The sequence below is a fragment of the Glaciecola sp. 1036 genome (assembly GCF_050306235.1).
GTDB lineage: Bacteria > Pseudomonadota > Gammaproteobacteria > Enterobacterales > Alteromonadaceae > Glaciecola.
Genome location: NZ_JBLWFH010000002.1, coordinates 271,053 through 289,183, shown reverse-complemented (window position 1 = coordinate 289,183; position 18,131 = coordinate 271,053). Strand labels below are relative to the sequence as shown.

The 18,131-nt window shown below is 38.0% G+C and carries 16 protein-coding genes; 8 read left to right on the top strand and 8 right to left on the bottom strand.

The window, feature by feature from the left end; all coding sequences use genetic code 11:
• The first annotated feature begins 15 nt into the window (after positions 1–15).
• Complete coding sequence (locus ACNKW3_RS03895) at positions 16–894, top strand: LysR family transcriptional regulator (protein ID WP_427397957.1); 879 nt, start codon at positions 16–18, stop codon at positions 892–894.
• A gap of 50 nt (positions 895–944) precedes the next feature.
• On the opposite strand, the gene ACNKW3_RS03890 is transcribed toward ACNKW3_RS03895, so the two are convergent.
• A complete protein-coding gene (locus ACNKW3_RS03890; protein ID WP_427397956.1) occupies positions 945–1,322 on the bottom strand; it encodes a VOC family protein in 378 nt (125 codons plus the stop codon).
• A 206-nt stretch (positions 1,323–1,528) separates the two neighbouring features.
• Positions 1,529–2,500 (bottom strand): GTP 3',8-cyclase MoaA, encoded by a 972-nt coding sequence (gene moaA, locus ACNKW3_RS03885; RefSeq protein WP_427397955.1) that lies wholly within the window; start codon positions 2,498–2,500, stop codon positions 1,529–1,531.
• A 126-nt stretch (positions 2,501–2,626) separates the two neighbouring features.
• Between moaA and moaB the strand changes: the two genes are divergently transcribed.
• The 5 genes from moaB (at position 2,627) to ACNKW3_RS03860 (ending at position 5,488) form a co-directional block, all read left to right on the top strand.
• Positions 2,627–3,133 carry a molybdenum cofactor biosynthesis protein B gene (moaB, locus tag ACNKW3_RS03880; protein ID WP_427397954.1) on the top strand — a complete coding sequence of 169 codons (507 nt, stop codon included), beginning with the start codon at positions 2,627–2,629 and terminating at the stop codon, positions 3,131–3,133.
• Positions 3,133–3,624 (top strand): cyclic pyranopterin monophosphate synthase MoaC, encoded by a 492-nt coding sequence (gene moaC / locus ACNKW3_RS03875; RefSeq protein ID WP_427397953.1) that lies wholly within the window; start codon positions 3,133–3,135, stop codon positions 3,622–3,624. Before moaB ends, moaC begins: the two co-directional genes overlap by 1 nt.
• A complete protein-coding gene (gene moaD, locus ACNKW3_RS03870) occupies positions 3,621–3,869 on the top strand; it encodes a molybdopterin converting factor subunit 1 (RefSeq protein ID WP_427397952.1) in 249 nt (82 codons plus the stop codon). Before moaC ends, moaD begins: the two co-directional genes overlap by 4 nt.
• 3 nt (positions 3,870–3,872) lie before the next feature.
• On the top strand, positions 3,873–4,295 hold the full coding sequence (gene moaE, locus ACNKW3_RS03865) for a molybdopterin synthase catalytic subunit MoaE (RefSeq protein ID WP_427397951.1): 423 nt from the start codon (positions 3,873–3,875) through the stop codon (positions 4,293–4,295).
• Between the two features lie 116 nt (positions 4,296–4,411).
• The gene (locus ACNKW3_RS03860; protein ID WP_427397950.1) at positions 4,412–5,488 is read left to right on the top strand and encodes an acyltransferase family protein; all 1,077 of its coding nucleotides are present in this window, start codon (positions 4,412–4,414) and stop codon (positions 5,486–5,488) included.
• Here ACNKW3_RS03860 and ACNKW3_RS03855 read toward each other — a convergent pair.
• The gene (locus ACNKW3_RS03855) at positions 5,469–6,626 is read right to left on the bottom strand and encodes a serine hydrolase domain-containing protein (RefSeq protein ID WP_427397949.1); all 1,158 of its coding nucleotides are present in this window, start codon (positions 6,624–6,626) and stop codon (positions 5,469–5,471) included. The genes ACNKW3_RS03860 and ACNKW3_RS03855 overlap by 20 nt on opposite strands.
• Before the next feature lie 218 nt (positions 6,627–6,844).
• Here ACNKW3_RS03855 and ACNKW3_RS03850 point away from each other — a divergent pair, with 218 nt between their 5' ends.
• Both ACNKW3_RS03850 and ACNKW3_RS03845 read left to right on the top strand, forming a co-directional pair.
• Positions 6,845–7,531, top strand: coding sequence for an ABC transporter ATP-binding protein (locus tag ACNKW3_RS03850; RefSeq protein WP_427397948.1), 687 nt, complete (start codon positions 6,845–6,847; stop codon positions 7,529–7,531).
• Positions 7,521–8,762 (top strand): ABC transporter permease, encoded by a 1,242-nt coding sequence (locus ACNKW3_RS03845; protein ID WP_427397947.1) that lies wholly within the window; start codon positions 7,521–7,523, stop codon positions 8,760–8,762. The genes ACNKW3_RS03850 and ACNKW3_RS03845 overlap by 11 nt, the downstream gene beginning before the upstream one ends.
• A gap of 584 nt (positions 8,763–9,346) precedes the next feature.
• On the opposite strand, the gene ACNKW3_RS03840 is transcribed toward ACNKW3_RS03845, so the two are convergent.
• The 5 genes from ACNKW3_RS03840 to ACNKW3_RS03820 form a co-directional block, all read right to left on the bottom strand.
• Positions 9,347–10,267 carry a PEP-CTERM sorting domain-containing protein gene (locus ACNKW3_RS03840; RefSeq protein WP_427397946.1) on the bottom strand — a complete coding sequence of 307 codons (921 nt, stop codon included), beginning with the start codon at positions 10,265–10,267 and terminating at the stop codon, positions 9,347–9,349.
• A 179-nt stretch (positions 10,268–10,446) separates the two neighbouring features.
• Positions 10,447–13,176, bottom strand: coding sequence for an XrtA/PEP-CTERM system TPR-repeat protein PrsT (gene prsT, locus ACNKW3_RS03835; RefSeq protein WP_427397945.1), 2,730 nt, complete (start codon positions 13,174–13,176; stop codon positions 10,447–10,449).
• A 142-nt stretch (positions 13,177–13,318) separates the two neighbouring features.
• The gene (locus ACNKW3_RS03830) at positions 13,319–14,179 is read right to left on the bottom strand and encodes a ThiF family adenylyltransferase (RefSeq protein WP_427397944.1); all 861 of its coding nucleotides are present in this window, start codon (positions 14,177–14,179) and stop codon (positions 13,319–13,321) included.
• Positions 14,180–14,204: 25 nt separating this feature from the next.
• The gene (locus tag ACNKW3_RS03825) at positions 14,205–15,059 is read right to left on the bottom strand and encodes a PEP-CTERM/exosortase system-associated acyltransferase (RefSeq protein ID WP_427397943.1); all 855 of its coding nucleotides are present in this window, start codon (positions 15,057–15,059) and stop codon (positions 14,205–14,207) included.
• A 715-nt stretch (positions 15,060–15,774) separates the two neighbouring features.
• Positions 15,775–18,102: an efflux RND transporter permease subunit gene (locus ACNKW3_RS03820; RefSeq protein ID WP_427397942.1), complete on the bottom strand. Its 2,328-nt coding sequence runs from the start codon at positions 18,100–18,102 to the stop codon at positions 15,775–15,777.
• Between the last annotated feature and the right edge of the window lie 29 nt (positions 18,103–18,131).

Sequence of the window (18,131 nt, the reverse complement as noted above, 5' to 3'; positions counted from 1 at the left end):
ATATATGGAACACAGATGCAACTCGATGACTTGGCTATTTTCGTTACCATCGCAGAGCTGGGTAACTTTTCTCGTGCAGCAGAATCTTTAGGCTTACCTAAGGCTACATTAAGCCGTCGATTTTCAGATTTTGAGAAACGTATAGGCATCATACTGATAAAGCGCTCAACAAGATCGTTTTCTTTGACAGCTGAAGGTCAACGCTTATTTGCAATTAGTCGTCAATCAATCAAACAAGCACTAGAAGTTGAATCTAGCATAAATACGCCATCTAACGAGATACAGGGCACTGTCGAGCTTTGTTGTGACGAAAATTATATGCAACACCTGATACTTCCCTATGTCCAGTCATTTCAACAACAATACAATGCTATAAACATCAGCTTTCAAACTGCCGGCTCGCTAACAACATCTAAATTTGACGTTAAGATCAGTACTCAAGCTCATGACGCCAAAGAGTACGATATGCATCGACTAACCTTGGTTCGCCATTGGCTAGTGGCAGCACCTAGTTTACTGGCTAAATTTAACCAAGTAACTCAATCTGAGGATATTGCTAACCTACCCTTTTTATTGCAATCCAAGAGTATTACACCCCTTGTTATTGGTGAACAAAGCCTTGATCTAAATTGGAAACTCATGATTGAAGATGTTCAGACATTATTAGACCTAACCAGTCAAGGTGTTGGAATTGCGGTATTACCCGACTTTTTAATTCAAAGCCATGTTAAAAATGGCGGTCTAAAAGTTTTATTACCACAATTTCCATTACCTGCCGTGCAAACACAGATAATGATAGAGAAACAGGCTTCAATTTCGCCAGCGGCTCAAGCACTTTTAGAATTCCTAAAGCAAGAAGTCCCCGCCAAGCACTTACTCAGGATGACGGGGTAGCATATTAGCGGATTCAGAAATCGTTAAATATTGCTTACCAGGGCAAGATACTACTGCATCGAATGCAACCCGATCATGTTTCCTTCAGTATCAAAAGCAAGCACTATAAATCCATGCTCTCCAATAGACATTTTACTGCGCTCTACCTTACCGCCAGCAGCTTCAATACGAGATTCTTCAACAGCGCAATCATCGCATGAGAAATACACAATGGTGGAATTCCCACCAGCCTTAACATCACCAACTTCGACCAAGGCACCGGAAGCCCCGTAGGTATCCATACATGACGGGAACATCATCATTTTAAAGTTTTCATTGGTGGGATCTGCTAATGGCTCAAAAGAGACATTAAAAACACTTTTATAAAACTCACTCGCTCTATCCATATCGTCGACATATATCTCGAACCAACCTACGGGATTTTTCATTTCCATTTTTACACTCCTTTATAGTTAAAAGTAAGAGCACTGCGTCCTTTTGTTGAAATTAGACATCTCTATTATTGCTGTATATTTATACAGCAATATATACGCAGAATTGGAATGCCGCAACAAGTTTTAACCAATGATTAACATTCGATTGGTATGCCATTGTATTGTTTGAAAATATAATTTAATTATCGACTAAAACAGGGCTAGCCGCCAAGCATGGCGAGATGGGTAGTTGCGCCGGTAAATCCTTGCTGTAATTCATGACTAATTTTTTTATCCGTCATAGCGGATTGAATTGCTGATACAGTGGCGTCCACGTCTTGCATTTGTAGATATCGGCGAAGTTCAATGCCTTGTTCCGCAAATAAACATAAATGCAATTTACCTAATGCGGATACTCTTAGTCGATTGCAGTTTTTACAAAAATCCTTACTGTAAGGCATTATTAAACCAATGCGGCCAGCATAATCAGGGTGCGAAAATTCTTGAGCAGGCCCATCAAGCTTGCTACGAATGCACAGTTGCCAACCTTCCGATAACAATTGTTGCTTAAGTTGCTCTCCACTGAGATGATTCCGCTCAAAAAAAGATAAATTATCCCCGGTTTGCATTAACTCTATAAAGCGTACCGAAAAGGGCTTATCTTTAAGCCAGTGTTGAAATTCAGATAAAACGTTTGGATTATATTGTTTCAATAACACTGCATTTATCTTAATAGATGATATTCCCATCTCTGCGGCTTTATTTAATCCAGATAAAATCTTGCTGTGTTGGGTAGATCCTGTAATAGCGGTAAACATCCGTGGATCTAGGCTATCTAAGCTTAAATTCAAAGCATCAAGACCTGCATTTACCAAGGATTCAATTTTGTTTTCTAAATTAAACCCATTGGTGGTCATAGCAACTCGCTCTATTCCAGGGGTATTCTTAGCGATTTTGACAATCTCGACCAAATCTTTTCGCAAACAGGGTTCACCGCCGGTAATCCTCACTTTTTTAGTACCTAGCTGGGCAAAAGCTTGCAGCAAAGTGCTAATTTCATCTAAAGAAAGAAACTCGCGTGAACTATCACATTGGTAACCATTTGGTAGACAATAGTTGCAACGAAAATTACAAACGTCGGTTATCGACATTCGTAAATATTCGAATCGCCTGCCAAAATTGTCTGTTAGCATTATTGTATTATCTCTACTCAAATGAAGCTCAGGTACTATATTACACTAGCCTATTTTGCATTCCAGACTGATTTGTTACTATTCATAACTAATGCGTAAACTTTCTACATAATTAAAGGAACCCTTGTGTCCGCTAAGACAAGTCTTCAAATCGCTATTCTTACCATTTCAGATACCAGAACTATAGACACCGATACTAGTGGAGGCTATTTGGTCACCGCAGTGGAAGCTGATGGACATCAGGTGTATGAAAGAAGCATAGTCAAAGACAATATCTATCAATTACGTGAAATTGTGAGTCGATGGATAGCCGATGAAAATATTCATTGCGTTGTGACTACTGGCGGTACCGGCTTTACTCCAGCTGATGTAACACCTGAAGCTATCAAGCCACTTTTTGATAAAGATGTAGATGGTTTTGGTGAATTATTTAGAGCACAAAGCTTTGAGACTATTGGCACCTCAACTATCCAATCACGTGTCTTTGCTGGGTTTGCCAACCAAACGGTAATTTTTTGCTTACCGGGTTCTACAGGCGCTTGTAAAGACGGTTGGAAACTTATTGCGCCACAACTTGATAGTAATAATAGACCTTGCAATTTTGTCGAACATATCACTAAGAAGCATCAATAATGACTCAATTAACCCATGTTAATCAAAAGGGTGAGGTAAACATGGTCGACGTGGGCGACAAGGAACAAACTCAGCGTGTGGCTGTGGCTGAAGGCTTTATTTATATGTCGGGCAAAACCATCGATCAGTTGAACGAGCAACAAAATAAAAAAGGCGATGTTATTACCACAGCGAAAATAGCCGGCATTATGGGTGCAAAAAGATGCAGTGATTTGATTCCCTTATGTCACCCTCTAATGTTAAGCAAAGTTGATGTAGATATTTTTGTTGAGCAATCTGAACAAAGATTAAGAATTCAAGCTATGTGCAAGCTAAATGGCAAAACGGGCGTTGAAATGGAAGCATTAACGGCTGTCAGTGTAACTGCACTGACGCTTTTTGACATGTGCAAAGCATCAGATCCTGCGATGCGTATTGAAGGTATCAAAGTACTCACAAAAACTGGTGGCAAAACTGGTGATTGGAAACATCCCTCGGTGAATGCCATATGATTCAAATTTGCTTTTTTGCAAGTCTGCGTGAACAGTTAGGAGTTACTAACTTAAGCATAGAGGCGCGTGAAAATTTAACTGTAAAAATGGTTGCTGAAGAAATAGTTAATACTCACTCCGATTGGGCTGATATTTTTCAAGATAAGCAGCTTCTTTGTGCGGTAAATCATCAAATTGTGAGTCCTACGACCATTGTAAAAGATAATGACGAGGTTGCCTTTTTCCCTCCAGTGACTGGCGGCTAAATAATGATCAAAATTCAACAGATAGATTTCGATGTCGGTGTGGAATATAACAAACTCACTGATGCCAACCCAACGGATGGTGCAGTTGTATTTTTTGTAGGCTTAGTAAGAGATTTTAATCAGGGCCATGAAATCACTGGAATGACCTTAGAGCATTACCCTCAAATGGCAGAAAAACAGCTTGCAGCCATTGTTGATGAAGCGAAAAGTAAATGGCAACTAGGCCGAGTCTCGGTAATTCATCGAGTAGGAAACTTGCAAGTTAACGACCAAATAGTTTTTGTTGGCGTCTCTTCTCAACACAGAGAGCAAGCTTTTCAAGCTGCAAGTTATATTATGGACTATTTGAAAACTCGTGTACCCATTTGGAAAAAGGAAACAACCAATCAAGGAACACGATGGGTTGAAGCTGGAATTAAGAGTTAGAGAACAAAAATAAGCCTCAGATATCAGTATGAAGTTTGCCTAAATGCGGAATCTGGTATTAGGATTTATTATTCACTACCGATAAATAACAGATAAGAGTTAAAAAGGACGACAACTTGCGAATTAATCACCTTGATGGTTTACGAGGCTTAGCCATACTGTTGGTGTTCTTTTATCACTCCTACGCTAGGTGGAGTGAAATTGTGCCTTATGGCGATAAATGGCAAAGCGTTATTTTTTTTACTTTCGGTAATACTGGCGTCCAGCTATTTTTCCTTCTTTCTGGTTTTGTAATATATATGACGCTAGAGAGAAGTTCCGGCGCATTAACCTTTATAAAAAAGCGTTGGCTTCGTTTATTTCCTGCAATGTTGATCTGTAGCTTATTGTCTTATTTCACTGCATCCTTTTTTATCGAACGCCCTGCGGGCCAACCAGAATTCACAGATATATTACCCGGCTTAACATTAATAGATCCAGACTGGCTCGGGTGGTGGACAGGGTTAGCTTTTAGTCCATTAGAAGGCGCCTATTGGTCAATTTATGTTGAAGTTAAGTTCTATCTATTTGCAGCCGTTTGTTATTTCTTTATTAGCAAAGATAAACTTCCTTGGTTTATTTTCGGCGCATACCTATTTGCTGTATCTATCACCCAAATGCCGATTATTTCAGACTTACAATGGCTAGAACCTATTCGATGGCGTATTCCATTTTACTCACTTGAACACTTTGGTTGGTTTGCCTCTGGATGCTTTTTTTATCGTTTTATGATTGACAACAAAAAGTATAATTTTGCAATTGCATTAGCAGTAGGAATACTCGCCTCTGTAACAACATCTGCAGGCCAAACTGACAAGTTTTTCGTTTTGTTATTTTTGGTAGCTCTGTTCGCCACAAGCCTAATCTCACCTGTAATTCAAAAGATATTGGCAACTAGGTTTCTACTCTTTTTTGGATTTATTAGTTATCCACTGTATTTAATACATGAAAACATGCTCGTAGCCTCTGTCATTAAACTTGGTAAATTTGTCGACCCCGACGTGGCGCTCTTAGCACCATTGGTCGTTTTAAGCGGGCTATCAACTGTTAGTTATTTAATCGCCAAATTTGCAGAACCCGTTATAAAGAACCAGCTCAAAACCTTAACCAATGTTGGTAATCTAAGAAAAAAAATTAATAAAGCCGATCTCTAGCTGAAGCACTCTGTATTGCAACTTCCGGACTATTATTTTTTGCAACAATAAATTTGTATATGCTGTTAATGGTTTCTTCTGGATAGTTATCGATATCGTTCGTAGAAACAAAAATAAACAAATCCAAATCTGGGAAATAGCTAAATTCAGCAAAGTTATAACCATTTGAGCCATTGTGAGTAATACGGTCATGCTCATTCAATTCAGTAATTGCCCAACCGTACCCATAAAACCAGTTCTGCTCTGGATTCTCCTTAACATGGGGAGAATGCATAAGATTCCAGCTTTGTTCGGTTAAAACCTGTTGATCACGTATAGCTAAATACCATTTAAACATATCATCTTGCGTTGAAAGAAAACCACCCGCGCCCTCGAACCATCTTTCTCCAGGTTTTTTCAACAAATGGGATAATGAATGTCCGACACTTTTACTTTTCGCCTTTATTTTAAACATGCGCTGGAACGCATTCTGATCGGCTCCGTAATTAATTGCTAGTTTATTGCGCTCATATTTAGGAAGCCTGTACCCTGTATAGCTCAAACCGGCTGGCAATAGAATATTTTGTCGAATATAAGCCTCCCAATTTTGACCGCTGACTTTTTCAATAATTCTGGCAAGTAGGCTATATCCAATATTCGAATAGGCATAACTTTCGCCAGGTGAAAACACTAGCTTGGTATCAAAAGCTCTTTGAGGTAATGACGAATGAGGCATCAAGCCATATAAAGGCTCCTTATCAAAATTCGCCATGAATCCCGAACTTTGGGTCAAAAGGTGATGTACCGAGATTGCCTTTTTATCTTCTGGCACATTATCAAAGAAGCTTTCTAGGGTGTCATTGACGGATAGCTTCCCTTGCTCCTGCAATTTAAGAATGGCCGTTGCAACAAACTGTTTTGTTACCGAACCAATACCAAACACTGTATCCTTATCATAAGCAATTTTTTGTTCTCGATTGGCAATTCCATATTGTTGTTGAAATACTATTTGCCCCCCTTGGGCAATGATAAGATTACCTGAAAACGCTTTTTCGGTTAGTGCTGTATTAATATCTTTTAGATCTGTAATACCTTGAGCTAGGGCTGAAAATTGTAGAAATGTTAAGAAAGGCAGTAAAAACAAATTCCCGAATTTCATTTTACTTTTTTCCCCTTTTTGCTAGCGTTGTTTACCGACACTTGACCGGAAATTTACCTATTTTTGTTCATTTTTTTGTGTTTTTCTACCTAATCGTATCGGTGGAAATGACAAAAAGGGTATAGGTCAACTAAGAATTAAACTGTCAGTATCCTTAGTTAGGATGCTATCATAAATTCTAAAATTCGATTATTTACTCTAGGATAAAGTTACCAGTTATGCCGCCAGTACCTGCCGTACAAGTTACAGATCTGTGTTATACCTACTCCCAGTCTGCGCAATTCGTAATAGATATTAAGGATTGGACGCTTAACAAAGGGGAAGGTATTTTTCTTTATGGACCTTCGGGCTGTGGCAAAAGTACATTACTTAACCTTTTGGCGGGCGTTTTAAAGCCAACCGCCGGAGAAATAAGACTCTTAGGCGAAGATTTTTCAAAATTGAAAAACCGTCAGCGAGACAAATTTAGAGCCCAGCATATAGGTGTAGTTTTTCAACAATTCAATTTAATTCATTATCTAAGCGTGCTCGATAATCTACTGCTAGCGACCAAGTTCAGTGGTACTAGAGTAAATAAAGATGAAATATCACATCTTGTAACCGAACTGCAATTATCCGTAGATATATTCAATAGAAAAGCAAGTCAGTTAAGTGTGGGGCAACAACAACGAGTAGCTATTGCCAGAGCTTTAATAAACAAGCCAGAACTGCTTATTGTAGACGAACCGACCTCAGCCCTAGATGAAGATGCAAGAGATAGCTTTATGCAACTCTTAGTATCCTTAACTCAAACTTTCGGTTGTACATTGATTTTTGTAAGCCATGATAAAACCCTCGCCAAATATTTTCACACTAGAGTAAATTTTACAGAACTAAATCAGGGAGTTATGCCCAATGTTAGTTAAACTTGCTTTTGAAAGTTTAAAAAGTCGATCTAGTTCCGTCATCCTAACCCTTTTGTCCATCATTATCAGCGTGGCTTTATTAATAACCGTTGAACACGTCAGATTAGAGGCAAAAAATAGCTTTAACCGCACCATCTCAGGCGTTGATTTAATCGTTGGCGCACGTACAGGACAAATTAATGTATTACTGTATTCAGTTTTTCGGGTAGGTAGCGCATCTAATGTCATGAGTTGGGAAAGCTATCAAGAGTTGAAAAGTAATCCGATGGTTGCGTGGAGCGCGCCAATTTCCTTAGGTGATTCCCATCACGGACACTCCGTTATAGGGACAACTAAAGATTATTTTGAACATTACAAATATGGTAACAAGCAACCTCTAACTTTTAGCTCGGGGGACGTATTTAATGATATTTTTGGTGCGGTTGTAGGCGCCGATGTTGCCGCCGAAAATAATTACAAGGTAGGTGATAAGATTGTCTTATCCCACGGAACGGGTCATGTCAGTTTTAGTCATCATGATCAAGCGCCATTTCACGTTACTGGAATCTTAAAGTCCACGGGAACGCCAGTGGATCAAACTATACACGTGAGTTTGCAGGGTTTAAATGCTGTACACCTCTCTAAAACAGCGTTATCCAAGGTTGTAGAAGCTTACAACAACAAGCAGCACGTAGATTTACCTGAATCTGGAATAAACGCGGTATTTTTAGGCCTATCATCCCCAATAGCCTCATTGCAAATTCAACGCAAGGTAAATACTTACGAAAAAGAAGCCTTATCTGCAATTATCCCCGGTGTAGCTTTGAATGAACTTTGGCAACTCATAGGCATGGTAGAGAACTTATTACTGGTCATAGCTTTTATGATTCTCATCGCTTCCATTCTTGGGCTTTCAACAATGTTGCTAGCCAGCATGCGCGAACGCCATCATGAATTTGCAGTCTTAAGAGCAATTGGAGCGGGTCCATTGGTCATATTTGGCATGATTCAAATTGAAGCTTTATTGTTAGCTTTCACTGGCGCTGTCTTGGCTTTATTAGTTGTTTGGTTAGGGCTACATTTGAGTAGCAGCTATTTAAGCGAGCATTTTGGTCTATTCATCGATACCAATATTTTTCATGCAAATACTTTTATCTTGTTCGCTATTGTTATGTTGGTGACATGCTTTATTGCTTTCATACCAGCGATTTCAGCGTATAGAACTGCATTACATACTGGTTTATCCAAATAGAGCAATATTCTTCGAGCATTAAGCTTAGTTATCGATGATAAATACTGCTATCAGTTATGCTTTAATTTGTTGAATGTAATAGTGCTAACGTGCAATGATTGATTCAATAGTCCTCCAAACAAAGCTATGCAAAAACCTAATGATGTATTATAGCGGTCTTTAATCTCTGGACGAATTAGCCACATATTAAGTATCCCCCAAAGTAGCTTGTTGCATTTCCAGTTGTTACCGACATTCTTTTTGTGGTTACCGCGAATTTTCTATCTAGTTAAGGATCTTATTTCCAGACCGCCGCAACTTTTGCTACCAAAGAAATAGTTAAAATAGGTTAACTATTTTACACAAATGGTTGTTTAAATATTTGGACTGATACATCTATTTGAGAAATAGATTTTTTAACTATCTGGCATGCTAAACGAAAGTTTGAGTGATCAGGAATGATCAAATTTGGCCAGATTTAACCAAAAGGATGTGTTGTTTTTATGAATTTGATCAATGTTGAAAAGTGTAAAAAGATTTGACGATCTGTACAAAAAGAAAAAACCGGCCATTAGGCCGGTTTTTCAGATTCACCAAACGAGGTCTTATTTTCTACGACGTGAAGCTACGCCAAAACCAATGATGCTTAGTCCAAGAAGCGCTAACATGCTAGGCTCTGGAACTAGACTAGCAGCGATACTTCCGTCCAAACCAGACTGACGTGCAGCTTGACCTGAAGAAGTAACAAATAAATCGCTAGCAGTAGGGATTACTGGAGTATCACCGTCTGGGTCAACGTTAGTATCTAGGTTCAACTTCGCATAATCATCGCTTGTTACAGCATCAAGAGCTAATTGCCCAGCGTCTTGGAAGTTGCCGTAATCGTCTTCAACGAAGAAGAAGCCTAGCTCAGCTGAAACGATGTCAAAAAAGATGTTAAGATTTGCAGCTTCAATGCTAGAACCTGTTACTTCAGCAAGCATGATTGAACGGTCGTTCGCATCATTAAGTAAATCGTTGAAGAAAAACTCAATGTAACCAGTGTAATACTGAGGACCTGCAGGCGTTAAGTTTGCAGTCAATGAATACTCTACTTGGATATCCCAAGTTTGTAAGAAACCTTCGTTATCTGTTCCTAAAGGCGGTACAAGTGGGCTAAGAGCATCAATGTCGCATTGACCTAAAGCACAATCTGGAGAAACCAAAGAAGAACTAGTTGATCCGTCGATTGAATTGTAAGGACCGCCAGGGATACCAGCAGCAGCTAAGTCGGCAGTAATGTTAGTATCTGTTACAGTGCCAGCCAATGACATATCTGGGTTTAAATCATAAATTGAAGTAGCCCATAACTGGCTGAAACCTAATTCAGTAAATTGGCCAGTTGCTGTGTCAGCGTCTGCAGAACCAATAAATCTGTTAGTATCATAGCTGTTGTTAGCAAGGTTTATGTATACGTTGCTTGCCATAGCTACACTTGAGCTTGCGATGATTGCAGTTGCAATACATGTTTTAAATAATTTGTTCATTAGTTTTTCCTTAAAATAACTGTTTGGTGAATCTCACTTACTAACAATGCACATAGGATGCCAACTTCTGAAATAAATTTTTTACCTTTATATATCAACAACATAAACCCATCATGTCGATCTGACAATTTTTATTTAATACCAAAGTGTTAAAAATGCTGACAACATTTAATCAATTATTAATTGAAGTTTTCCATAAGCTTTTTCTTCAACGTATCTTGTGAGCTCGTTCTTGGATTCAAACTATTGAGAATTTGCCGCGCTTCTTGTTTTTTGTTTCTTTCAATTAAGACCTGCGCATAATGAAGACCAACGGAAGGGTCTTTGGACGAATTGTTATATGCAATTTCTAAAGTGGTTTCCGCTTCTAATAACAGTCCATTCTTATAAAGAGCCCAACCATAAGTATCTAAAATTAACGGATGTTCGGGCGCTAAATTATTCGCCTGTTGAGCATATTCCAAAGCAGTTTCATTATTTCCTAGTTCTATGTTCACCATGGCTAGGTTATTAATAGCAACTAAGCTGCTTGGTTGGCTTGCCAATATATTTTCATAAATATCTTTAGCTTTGCTATTTAAACTATGCACCATAGTATATTCACCAGCTGCGTATTTCGCTAAAGGATTCGGATTACTGTTTGCTTGCTCAATAAGAAGACTCGCGCCTTTTTCTATTTGTCCATTATATGCCAGCGCAGATGATAGATTGATAGCATCCTCTAGCGCATTTGAATATTCATAATAGGAACTAAGATTCTCAACTGCCTTAGCATACTCGCCTTTGTTGAGAGCAACTATTCCAACATATTTTGGAAGTAAGGTGTTTTTAGATCCAGAAGATGAAAGCATATTAAGTTTCTTATCCGCTTCTGCATAATCCCTGTTCCGAATATAGTCTTGCACTTGAGCAAGCTGCAAAGCTTCGCTATTTGGAAACTTAGCCAAAGCTTGGTTCAGTGTTTGTCGCACTTTAGTAAATTCTTTTTGATTACTATATGTGCCAATAAGTCTTAAGTAAGGCATTACTTGCTCAGGGTAAAGTTGCAACCATCTTTTGTAGATTTCCTCTGCATCTTTAAATTTATCTTGATTGTAAAAAATATCTCCTAGTGACATCAGTCCAATATCAGATAGTCGACTATCTTTTGCATCTAAAATCTTAAATGCTTCATCTATTTTCCCTTGTTTTCGAAGGAAGGCAGCTAATAACATCTTAGGCTGTATAAGCTCAGGATTATCTTTGACCAAGGATTCTATAAAGAGGCCGTCTTCTTCGGAAAGTCCAGTTGCACCTGTTATTTTTAAATATTCTCCGCTCAGAATCTGATTACTAGGCTCGTCTTTCAGTGCTGTTTTAGCTATGTCCATTGCAAGTTTATAGTTTTCAGATTCAACCAGCGATCGAACGTAATTATTGACCACCGGGGTTTTCTCTGGTGACAACGCATAAGCTTTTTCAAATAATGCTAGTGCTTTATCTAGATTACCCGACTTGCCATATATTTGCCCTTCAAGAACAAGTCCTAATGCTGGTTCATCATTCGCTAATGCTCGAGCTAACGCCAATGCCGAATCTGTTTTACCTTGATTAACATAAATCTCAGCCAGCAATAGCCACTTTTGAATCACTTCAGGAGCAAGCTCAATAGATAATCTAATATCATCTACGCCGCTATAATCACCGGCCGCTATTTTGCTCAATCCCTCTTTTAATATGGAATCCGGCGTTTTAGCATCGGTGTTATTTATAATCTGTAATTGTTGTTGGGCTAATGAAAAGTCTTGTAATTTAGCAAAAACATTCGCGGCATCGTTATATAACTCATCATCGAGCTCTGATTGCCCTTTCAATGTTGCGATCGTTTCACCTGCTTCCGCAATAAGCCCTAATTCTAATTGCAATTTGGCCAACACTCGTTGTATGCCAAGTGTTTTTGGAAGTTGTTTAGCACTTCTTTCAATTGATGCATATGCTTGTTCTAGTTTTCCTAGTTTTAAAGCGCTTAAACCAAGAATGATGTCGTTTCGTAATTCAAGTAAACCTTCGTTCTTTGCTTTTTGAGAATGCAAAAAGCTATTTTCATAGTCCTTGTTAATAAAGTCGACTGACGCTTTGTAGAAATTGACAATCGGTTGCTCCGAATTTAATGCCATTAAATAATCAATGTTTGTAGTAGCTTGTTCTAATTGATTAGTGCGGATAAGAACATCTATTAATAAAAACCTGACCAAATGATAATTTGGGTGCAGATTCAATAACGCATTGTAGCTAGGAATTGCCTTATCATAATCACGATTAAACTCGTTGATAATAGCGTGGATAAATAAGTATTCTGCATAATTTCCATGGTCTTGTGGAAATTCAGCAATAGCAGTATTTGCCTCTTGAATATCATTTTTTGTAAAAAGAAGGTAAGCGTTAGCTAAAGACTCTTTGTTTTTATCCTCAAAAACAGGTGTTATGAGTTGATTCAGATTTTCTTTGAGTTTAATTTTAGATAAAAAGATGAAAAGTTGGACTGATTCACTAGCAGCCACATCTGAAACTTTATCGACTTCGCCTGACAAAGCTATAACACCGTCAAAATCTTCTTGATAATAAAGGGCTCTGGCAATGTTTGGTAGAACTATCCGCTTTGGAACACCAAGATCATCAGCTCTTCTAAGCTCTTTTTCAGAGGCTGCGTAGTCACCCAACTCTAAATAAATATTGCCTAATAGAAGTCTTGCTTCCGCATTATTTGTGTCTTGGGCTATTAGGGCTTTCAGCTCGACAACTGCAGTTTTTTTATCTCCAGCTTCAATGTTGGCTTTTGCACTGCTCATTAGTTCTTCGGGCGTCTGCTGACCACAAGATATTAATGTTAAGCTTGCGATTATTAATATCCAACGTATGTTCCATTTCATAGAGCCAATTTCCTTAGAGCCTTAAGGCAAATATTTTATTAAATTTAAACTTACAAACCATTTAAAACGCTAGAACGTGCGGAAACTTTATGATTTATTTAAAGCATAGAAGTTCAACGCTATTGTTATAGTAAAAACCTTACTAGCGCACTAACTTAGATTTTGCGATGCGATACTTCAATTGTTGCAAAGGCCCTTTATTACCAAATGCACATTTAGTTTTAACTAACTTGTTCAAATAAGCATCAAAGTGCATAGCGTAGGGAGCTTTGATAATTTCGCCTCTGTTTGTCAAAAATTTTAACACATTACTGGCGACAACTCCTCCACATAATTTAACACCTGCTATTGTCGAAGGTGTCTTCTGTGCTTTGAAGTTAGCTCCTTCGGGATAAACCAGATATTTCATCTGTATTAAGGAGGGGGATAATCCAACCATGAAGAGCACAAGCTTTTCTTCTAATGTCTCCACTGCTGAAAAGTTAAAATACTGGTCGTAAGACATAGAGCCAGGCAAGAAATTTAACATGGCAACGCCCATACCAATAGGTGCAGCAATAAACACCGGAATTCCCTTTTCTTGGCATTTTTGATACACCAATATTCGAGCTTCTAAGGCGAAGAAATCTAAGCCATCGACATAGCAATCAACGCCATCAAGAAAGCTATCTACGTTTTCTGGATTTACGCCATCCTTGAACGACTGGATAGTGCTTTCGGGATTTATATCTAAAGCAACTTGTTCCATCACATCGGCTTTTTGACGACCAACAGTGGACATGAATGCCCCAGCCTGACGATTGAAATTGTGAACTTCATAATCGTCAAAATCTGAAATATTGAATTGCTGAATGCCAAGTCTGGCGAGAGAAACGATATATTCAGCACCAACGCCGCCACAGCCGGCCACTGCTACCTTTTTGCTTCTTAAAAGGTTTTGTTCCTGTGGCGTTAGCCAACCTATATTACGTGAAAAAGCATTTTCATAATTAAAATTAGTCATTATTCACAACTGATTTATTCATGGTTTATTTTTCTTCGTACAATTGGCCTTCAATCATCGCCAACATATTCTTAAATGCAGTTTTAAGTTGTTTCTTAAATATTCTTGCATCAATGTAATAAGGCGCTCTTTTACCATGGTAATTTACGGTATCGCCAATCTGATTAAATTTGATACCGACAAACTTCATGTTTCTAGCAAGCCTTGGCTCCATCATTACAAATACATGATATCTTCCCGTTCTCAGTGCTGCAGCACCAGCTGCCAAATACAGGCCTATCGCGACGAAAGGAAAACATCTTAATTCTTCCTCAGAATATTCATATTCGTTGATGCCACCAGTTGCAGCATTTTTGAATTTATCCATACGTCTTCGGCGAAAGCTCGCTGGCACCGCCAATCGGGAAATTTCACAAATCTGATTTCGCGGAAAAGCGTTTGGATGTAATTTTTCGTTGGTAATGCTGTCTTTGCAGAATTGTTCTATTGGCAATTGCTGCTCATCATTGTCTGTATAGACCAACCTAACAGTACCAGCGAAATGACGACTGTATTTATGTTGAATAATATAATGCTGAGAATGTTCATCGACCGAAGTTTTTTCTAGCTTATCTTCACACAAAGGAAGATAATTCATCTCTTCACAATAAACCTCATGTCTGATTCGATAACACTTATCGAGATCTTCTTGAGATTCGGCGATTTCAGAATGAAAATACTCGCAAAAATGCTGAGCTAACTGCTTCGCTTCTTTCGCCTTGTTATAGGCATCAACAACTTTTTTCACTTTACTTAGGTTATCCGATTTGAAATGTTTTATGGCCACAAATAAAGCATGTGGAATTGTGCTCCAAAAGTCATGAATTTGTTCTGAACGCATTTGGTTATTTACCTTACAATAGTATAGTAATCGTACTGGCTCAATCAAACTTTAGAGAAAAACGTAATAAAGTCTGATCTTTCACCCACCACCCTTTGTATAAATTAAAAGTAAAATATCCATATAGACTCTAATAGCCCGTCTCCGACGAACTATGCGACGCACGCACAATCAAGATGCATGCCAAAAGCAGTCGCTTATTTACGATAAAAAAACGCTTACAAATCAATAGTCGTCTTAAGAAAAAAAACGTATCACCTTCTCTTCATTATGAAAAGTGTCTCAAAAAGGAGACAGTTGAATTTAATACGCATGTAAACTCATCGTTTAATTTGTTAAGTAGTTTCGCTTTTATTGTTAATGTTTATAAATATTGCGAGTTAAAATTAAACCAAAGTCTATTTTTTGACGCTTTTTTTTGCGATTATGAAAATGTGATGAAAAAGAGACACTTTAGGAAGAATTCAAATTTTAATTGGGTTACAGAGCTTGGATTAACCTCATTAAAGAGCAAAGATTTTTCCTAAATTTCTTGAAGTATCATTACCTTATCTAATCATTATTATTATTTTTGCAAACGTCTTATTTATAAAATCACTTTTTTGAACTTTTGAAAAAAAAAGTAATTCTTTATTTTGATTAATATCAAAATCGCTGCAATTTGCAAATTATTTGACGATTAGAACAATATTTAAGCAGTGAGTATTATAATCAGTTATGCTTTAGATGTATTTTCTGACAGTTCATAGCCATTGCGATAAAACAACAGCAACAGTGACGGTAACACAATAAGGTCGATTGCTAGAGCAAGTACTATTATAGTAGCTGTTAATATGCCCATTTCAGAGTTAATTGCGAAATCTGACAACCCAAGAACACTGAATCCGCTGGCGAGTACTATGGTGGTGATAATTAAGGCTTTACTTACGTGCTTAAACGCGTAATTCACTGCTTCTAAGCTGTTTTTGCTTTGTTTAAAGTTTGACTGATATTTAACCAGAAAATGAACAGTATCATCCACTATAATGCCAAGCGGAATGATCATAACCACAGCGAGCGCCATGCTTATGGTGCCAGAGAATAAATACCATATTCCAAAACCAAAAACCGCAGGGAAAATATTAGGTATCAAGCTGATAACACCCAGTTTAACATTCCTTAGCGCAAAAAACAGAACAACTGAAATCAGCAACAAAGCGACTATAGTTCCTTCTAATATACCGTCCATGTTCGATTCACTTATATGGGCAAATATTAAGGGGATGCTTGCCCCACTAATTGTATATCCAGCTCCATTGTCAGCTACCCATAACTTAGCTCTACTTTCAAAATCCGTAAGCGCAATACTGCCTAAGTTTTTTGTGGTAACTATTAATCGAATTCTCGATTTACTGATATCAAGCTGATTATTAACGTCAAGACCGTAGGGTAAGGACATCTCATAAAGTAAGGTGTATTGTGCTGCTAAAGTACGCTTTTCGGGCATGCTATAAAAATCTGGGTTATCTTGATTTAACACCTTGTTCAAACGTTTTAATATATCTGCGTATGATAGAACATGATCCACCTCAGGTTGCTCTCTTAACCAAGATGTAAATTCGTCTAAAAATGCTAAAAACTTTGGATCGAATATGCCGTTTTCTTCGCCGGTATCTATGGCTAAGTCTACCGTAGTAAGTCCTGTTAAATTTTCCTGTTGATAGTCTGCAACTTCTCTAAATTCATTGCCTTTATTGAAATAATCTATAGGAATATCGTTCAACTGATTTTGACTCGCCAAATAACCAAAACAAACAAATAAAGCCGTAACAGACACCAATATTGGCTTGCAATATCGAGTTAAGAACACTGTATATTTGTGCCAGATATTTTCAGAAGGTTCCCCTGCCTTTTGTTCTTGGCTAATCACAGTGAAAGGAAGTTGAACTTTCTTAAGTAGCGCTGGAAGTAAAAAGATTGAAAACCCGCAGGCGAATATCACGCCAATTGCGACTAAATTGCCCATATCATGAAGCACTGGTACTTCGGCGAAATTTAAGGTTAAAAAGCCTAATGCTGTTGTAGTACTTGTGATTAGAACGGCACTCAAGTTGATTTCTAACGATTTACCGATAGCCTCCTGCTGACTATAGCCATCTTCCATAAACTTTCGAGTACTTGAAATTATGTGCACGCAATCGGCAATGGCTAGAGTCATGATGATCACAGGAACATTCACAGTAGCAACGTTAATAAACATGCCTAACCAACCGCCAAGTCCCATTGTTGAGGCTATGCTTACCATCACAATCAAGAGCGTAAATAACGTCCCTTTAAAAGTCTTCATAAAAAGGGTCAGTAGCAAGGCAAAGATAGCAAACATCAATGGGAAAAGGGTCATGGCATCTTTTTGTGCAGCTAAAAAGAACGAATCTGTCATGATTACCAAACCGCTAAGACGAATTTCGTGGGCTTCATTTTCCTCAATAACAGGTTGAATAAGATCCCGTAAAAACGCGCCAATTTGATTAATTTCTTTGGTTTGATCACCGTTTGGTAATTGAACCGTAATATTAATCATGGCCACTGAACCATCTTCAGAAATCAGTTTGTTGATAAGTTCTGGCTCAGACAAACTCACCTGTCGAATGGTTTGTATATCTTCGGTTGAGAGGTTATCGGTGCTAGGTACCAAATCTTCTATGACTAGATCTTCATCATATAAATAGGTCCGCTGGTAATTGGTAATTGAATCGACCCTTAAAGATAATGGTGTTTGCCAGCTTTGCTCGGTGAGTTTTTTAATTAGGGCTAGGCTTTGTTGATTAAATAAATCTCCATTTTTCGCGCTAATAACAATAGATGCACTTTCATTTTTACTAAACGCTTTTTGCATCTGCTCGTAAGCTACTCGTTGGGGGTTATCCGGCTCAAAAAATACCCGATAATCACCTCTAAAATAGAGGTTCTTGGCGCCAATGGAGGTTAAGACAATAATAAGTAAACAACTAAAAATCAGAATGCTTGTTCGTTTGTTGATCAGTGTGATTAGAAAATTATGCATGTTGTCTTTTACTTATTACCCTTGATTGA

Bases quoted from the DNA above. Each gene is read 5' to 3' on its own strand.
- ACNKW3_RS03850 (WP_427397948.1), top strand. From the start codon at position 6,845: ATGCCGCCAGTACCTGCCGTACAAGTTACAGATCTGTGTTATACCTAC.
- ACNKW3_RS03830 (WP_427397944.1), bottom strand. From the start codon at position 14,179: ATGACTAATTTTAATTATGAAAATGCTTTTTCACGTAATATAGGTTGG.
- ACNKW3_RS03820 (WP_427397942.1), bottom strand. From the start codon at position 18,102: ATGCATAATTTTCTAATCACACTGATCAACAAACGAACAAGCATTCTG.
- moaC (WP_427397953.1), top strand. From the start codon at position 3,133: ATGACTCAATTAACCCATGTTAATCAAAAGGGTGAGGTAAACATGGTC.
- prsT (WP_427397945.1), bottom strand. From the start codon at position 13,176: ATGAAATGGAACATACGTTGGATATTAATAATCGCAAGCTTAACATTA.
- ACNKW3_RS03825 (WP_427397943.1), bottom strand. From the start codon at position 15,059: ATGCGTTCAGAACAAATTCATGACTTTTGGAGCACAATTCCACATGCT.
- ACNKW3_RS03840 (WP_427397946.1), bottom strand. From the start codon at position 10,267: ATGAACAAATTATTTAAAACATGTATTGCAACTGCAATCATCGCAAGC.
- ACNKW3_RS03895 (WP_427397957.1), top strand. From the start codon at position 16: ATGCAACTCGATGACTTGGCTATTTTCGTTACCATCGCAGAGCTGGGT.
- moaA (WP_427397955.1), bottom strand. From the start codon at position 2,500: ATGCTAACAGACAATTTTGGCAGGCGATTCGAATATTTACGAATGTCG.
- moaD (WP_427397952.1), top strand. From the start codon at position 3,621: ATGATTCAAATTTGCTTTTTTGCAAGTCTGCGTGAACAGTTAGGAGTT.
- ACNKW3_RS03845 (WP_427397947.1), top strand. From the start codon at position 7,521: ATGTTAGTTAAACTTGCTTTTGAAAGTTTAAAAAGTCGATCTAGTTCC.
- ACNKW3_RS03890 (WP_427397956.1), bottom strand. From the start codon at position 1,322: ATGAAAAATCCCGTAGGTTGGTTCGAGATATATGTCGACGATATGGAT.
- ACNKW3_RS03855 (WP_427397949.1), bottom strand. From the start codon at position 6,626: ATGAAATTCGGGAATTTGTTTTTACTGCCTTTCTTAACATTTCTACAA.
- moaE (WP_427397951.1), top strand. From the start codon at position 3,873: ATGATCAAAATTCAACAGATAGATTTCGATGTCGGTGTGGAATATAAC.